Here is a 5,101-nt window from a genome sequence, read left to right as displayed (position 1 = left end):
GCCCGGGCGAGTTTGCGCGCGGATGCCGATCTGCGCCGATGATCCGGCGTATTTCATGGCGTTTCCCAGCAAATTGATCAGCACGCGTTCAAACAGCGGGCCGTCAACGTGAACCAACGCTAACGGATCGGCCAGCTCCAACGTAACGGGCTGTCTGCCGCCCGGGTCCAACGTGGCAAGCGCACTGCCAATCACCTCTTCCAGCGTCAGCCATTCACGCTTCAGGTGAAAGCCGCCGGTCTGTAAACGGGCCATATCCAGTAAATTATTCACCAGCCGCGTCAGCCGCAGCACATGCTGCCGGATTTCACTTGCCTGGCGGGCCTGGGGCAGTTTGGCCGACGCCAGATCCAAAGTCAGGATCTCGACCTGGCCAAACAGTACGGTAAGCGGCGTCCGCAGATCGTGTGACAGCGCGGCCAGGAGCGAATGGCGCAGCTGTTCGCGTTCGCCGATCACGCGCGCCTGCTCCTCACTGGCCGTTAGCTGTAAACGTTCCAGCGCGCTGGCGGTCAGCAGCAGAACCGTTTCCAACAGCTGTTGCTGTTCAGGAAGGGCGGGCGGTGTTTGCTGCGCAATCACCATCACGCCCAGGCTTTTCTCTGCGGCGCGCAGCGGCAGGATCTGATAAGGCACACCGGGCAGGGTGTCGGTTCCCGCGCCCGCTGGCTCGCCCTGCACAAAACTCCAGCGAGCAATGCCTTCATCCCAGCTCATCACGTTTGGCGCAGGAAGCTGCCGGGTCAGCTGGTCATGTTCATCAGGCAGTAACAGGGTACTGTCGGCGTGAAAAATAGTATAAATGGCGTGATGGCTTGCCGCTGCCACCTCCTGCGTACTGCGGGCTGTCGCCAGCGAGCTGGACAGGGCGTAAAGCTGGCCGGTACGCCTTTCACGGTAGCGGGCAATGCGTGCCTGATAGCGAACGCCTGCCGTCAGGTTACCGACAATCAGCCCGACGCTCAGCATGACGCCGAACGTTAACAGATACTGTGCGTCAGAGACCGCCAGCGTGCCACGCGGAGCAACAAAAAAGAGATCGAAACTGACGACGTTAATTATCGTGGCAAACACGGAAGGCCAGCGGCCGGCCTGGAGCGCCACCACCACCACGCCCAGCAGATACAGCATTACCAGGTTAGCCGGATCAAAAGCCAGCAGCCAGTGGCTGGCGATAAAGGTGATCGCCGCGCAAAGCGCTGTGGCGAGCAGACAGCCGTGTATTCCCTGACGCCAGCGCTTTGCCTGCCGTTGCGGCGGCGTAGTCGCGGCAGGTCTGTCGCCGGGTGCAACAATCACCAGGTCAAGCTCGGGCGCTCGTCTGGCAAGGCGATCGGCTAAAGAAAACGATCGAAACAGATGGCGATCTCTGCCGCGTCCCAACACCACTTTGCCAAGGTCGTGGTCGCGTGCATAGCGGGCAATCGCCTTATCTGCTGAGGCGTCGGCCAGCACCGCGCTTTCCGCTCCCAGCTGACGCGCCAGACGCAGCGAGGCCAGCGCGGTGCGGCGCTGTTGCTGCGTCAGACGTAGCCAGCCTGGCGTTTCCACGCAGACCGCGTGCCATTCGCTGCCCAGCCGGGCGGCCAGACGTGCGGCGGTGCGCACCAGCTTTTCGCTCCCCTCGTCGTAACCAACACAAAGCAGCACCGCGTCACGCGTATGCCATACTTTGTCCCGTCCACGACCGTCGCGCCAGGCCTGCATTTGGTTATCCACCCGATCGGCAGTACGCCGCAGCGCCAGCTCACGTAAAGCGATCAAATTGCCCTTGCGGAAAAAGTGCTCGGCCGCCCGGTCAGCGCGGTCGCCGGTATAGACTTTGCCCTGTTTAAGGCGCAGCAGCAGATCGTCGGGCGGCAAATCAACAAGAATTATTTCGTCGGCGGCATCGAAAAAGGGATCGGGCAGCGTCTCTCGTACCTGAATGCCGGTGACACCGTTGACCACATCATTCAGGCTTTCCAGGTGCTGCACATTCACGGTCGTCAGCACGTCGATCCCGGCCGCCAGCAGCTCTTTAACATCCTGCCAGCGTTTGGGATGACGGGAACCGGGGGCATTACTGTGCGCCAGCTCGTCAATCAAAATCACGGCGGGATGACGCGCGAGCGCGGCGTCCAGATCGAATTCTTCCACCTGACGGCCGCGATGTAGCCGCTGCTGCGGAGGCAGTCGCGGCAGCCCTTGCAGCAGCGCCGCCGTCTCCTGCCTGCCGTGCGTTTCCACCACGCCGATCAGCACATCCAGCTGACGGGCGTGCAGCCGCCGCGCTTCCTGTAGCATCGCCCAGGTTTTACCTACGCCCGCGCAGGCGCCGAAGAAAATTTTCAGTTTCCCGCGTGGCCGCTCGCGAGTCTGTTGCAGCAAGCGATCCGGGTCGGGGCGAAGCATATCGGCCATGCCGTTTCCTTATTTTGTGCGCAACGCATCCAGGGCAAGATTCAGCTCCGGCACGTTCACATAGGGCTGACCGCTGAAGCTGAACAGCGGATAGCGGGTATGCTCGGCGATCAGGCGGCTAATTGTCTCGGGGGAGAGCTGGCGCGCCTTCGCCACGCGCGGCATCTGCCAGCGCGCCGCTTCCGGTGAAATGCCGTTATCCAGTCCGCTGGCGGAAGCAGTCAGTAAATCAACCGGCACCCGTTCGCTGGCGTCCGGGTTTTCAACCCGGGCGGCCGCCAGACGATCGGCAAACAGCTTATTCAACGCCGGGTTACCGGGCGCCAGATTGCTGCCGCCGCTCGCCAGCGGATTATAAGGGGTTTCCGCCGTTGCCGACGGTCGGCCGTGAAAATATTTTGTCTGGCTGAACGCCTGGCCCAGCAGCCGCGAGCCGCGAACCTCGCCGTCAAGCATTAGCAGGGAGCCGCTTGCCTGCTGCGGAAAGAGCCACTGGCCCAACAGGGTGGTGACCATCGGGTAAACGCCGCCCGTCAGCAGCAGTAAAAAAGCCATCATAAAAAGCGCGGGACGCAGTTGCGACACGGTAAACCTCCTACAGCTGAAGAAGCAAATCGATAAGTTTGATGCCGATAAACGGCAGGGCCAGCCCACCTAAGCCATAGAGCGCCAGGTTACGGCGCAGCAGGGCTGCGGCGCTGAGCGGTTTATAGCTAACGCCGCGCAAGGCCAGCGGGATCAGGAAGATAATGATCAGGGCGTTAAAGATCACCGCGCTTAAAATGGCCGACGAGGGCGAATGCAGATGCATCACGTTCAGCGCGCTGAACTGCGGATAGCTGGCCGCAAACGCCGCCGGAATGATGGCAAAGTATTTCGCCACGTCGTTAGCCAGGCTGAAGGTTGTTAGCGAACCGCGCGTCATCAGCATCTGCTTGCCGATATGCACTACCTCAATCAGCTTGGTCGGGCTGGAATCCAAATCCACCATATTGCCCGCCTCTTTAGCCGCCTGGGTGCCGGAGTTCATCGCTACAGCCACGTCAGCCTGCGCTAGCGCGGGCGCATCGTTGGTCCCGTCGCCGGTCATCGCCACCAGGCGGCCTTCAGCCTGATATTGACGGATCAGCGCCAGCTTCGCTTCCGGCGTTGCTTCGGCAAGAAAATCATCCACGCCCGCCTCGGCGGCAATAGCGGCGGCGGTCAGCGGGTTATCGCCGGTGATCATCACGGTGCGGATACCCATTTTGCGCAACTCACCGAAGCGCTCTTTAATGCCTCCCTTGACGATATCCCGCAGCGCGATCACGCCCAGCACTTCAAGATTTTCTGAAACGACCAGCGGCGTGCCGCCCTGGCGAGCCACCTCGTTAACCTTTTCATCCATCTCTGCCGGGAACTGACCGCCGCTGGCGACCACATGGCGGCGAATGGCGTCGGCCGAGCCTTTACGGATGCTGCGCTGCGGTAAATTGATGCCGCTCATTCGCGTCTGGGCGGTAAAAGGAATAAATGTCGCCTGTAGCTGCTGTAAGTCCCGTTCGCGCAGGTTAAAACGCTGTTTAGCCAGCACGACGATACTGCGGCCTTCCGGCGTTTCATCGGCCAGCGATGCCAGCTGAGCCGCATCCGCCAGCCGCTGCTCGGCGATACCGCTGGCCGGCAAAAAGTCAGAGGCCTGGCGGTTGCCGAGCGTGATGGTGCCGGTTTTGTCCAGCAGCAGGATATCGACATCGCCCGCCGCTTCCACGGCACGACCGCTGGTGGCGATGACGTTAGCCGCCAGCATGCGGCTCATCCCGGCCACGCCGATCGCAGAAAGCAGGCCGCCGATAGTGGTGGGGATCAGGCAGACCAGCAGCGCAATCAGCACGGTGACGCTGACCGGCGTGCCGCTCCAGGCCGAGAAGGGCCACAGGGTGGCGGTTGCCAGCAAAAAGACCAGCGTCAGCGCAATCAGCAGAATGGTCAGCGCAACTTCATTGGGCGTCTTACGGCGGCTGGCGCCTTCGACCATCGCGATCATGCTGTCGAGAAAGGTTTCGCCCGGATTGGCGGTACAGCGGATCACCAGCCAGTCGGAAAGCAGCCGGGTGCCGCCAGTGACAGACGCAAAATCGCCGCCTGACTCACGAATGACCGGCGCCGATTCACCGGTAATGGCGCTTTCATCTACCGACGCGCCGCCCTCAATCACTTCACCGTCGCAGGGGATGATATCGCCCGCGCTGGCCAGCACAATATCGCCCTTACGCAGCTCGCTGGCAGCAATTTTTTCCGAAGGCGCGTCGTGGCGGGCCTCTTTCAGCCGCAGGGCGAAAGCGGTTTTTTGTACGCTTTTCAGGCTGCTGGCCTGCGCCTTGCTGCGGCCTTCCGCCAGCGCCTCGGCAAAGCAGGCAAACAGCACGGTAAACCACAGCCACAGGCTGACGGCGGCGGTAAAGCGGGTATCACCGGGCAGGCCGAAGGCCATCGCTATCGCCAGCAGCGTGGTCAGCACGCTGCCGATCCAGACTACAAACATCACCGGATTACGCCATTGCGCCTGCGGCGACAGTTTTTTTACTGCGTCAACCAGCGCCTGACGCAGTAGCGCAGGCTCGAATAAAGCCAGTTGTTTACGGTTCATCGGGTAAGCTCCGCGTGCATCAGATGATCCGCTATCGGGCCGGAGGCCAGAGCGGGAATAAAGGTCAGG

Annotated in this window: 3 protein-coding genes; all 3 read right to left on the bottom strand. The window is 61.5% G+C overall.

Going from position 1 to position 5,101, the window contains the following annotated elements:
• Window positions 1-2,403: two-component system sensor histidine kinase KdpD (gene kdpD / locus RTK32_RS18845; RefSeq protein WP_312046676.1), on the bottom strand; the 2,403-nt coding region annotated here is incomplete at its 3' end.
• A 9-nt stretch (window positions 2,404-2,412) separates the two neighbouring features.
• A complete protein-coding gene (gene kdpC, locus RTK32_RS18840) occupies window positions 2,413-2,988 on the bottom strand; it encodes a potassium-transporting ATPase subunit KdpC (RefSeq protein WP_312046674.1) in 576 nt (191 codons plus the stop codon).
• A gap of 10 nt (window positions 2,989-2,998) precedes the next feature.
• The gene (gene kdpB / locus RTK32_RS18835; RefSeq protein WP_312046672.1) at window positions 2,999-5,032 is read right to left on the bottom strand and encodes a potassium-transporting ATPase subunit KdpB; all 2,034 of its coding nucleotides are present in this window, start codon (window positions 5,030-5,032) and stop codon (window positions 2,999-3,001) included.
• Window positions 5,033-5,101: the final 69 nt, after the last annotated feature.

Source organism: Erwinia sp. (assembly GCF_031978025.1).
Taxonomy (GTDB): Bacteria; Pseudomonadota; Gammaproteobacteria; order Enterobacterales; family Enterobacteriaceae; genus Erwinia.
Note: the sequence above shows the minus strand (reverse complement) of the source record. Positions and strands in the feature narration are given on the sequence as shown.

Excerpts from the sequence above, each read along its gene's own strand:
- kdpB (WP_312046672.1), bottom strand. The coding sequence starts at position 5,032 with ATGAACCGTAAACAACTGGCTTTATTCGAGCCTGCGCTACTGCGTCAG.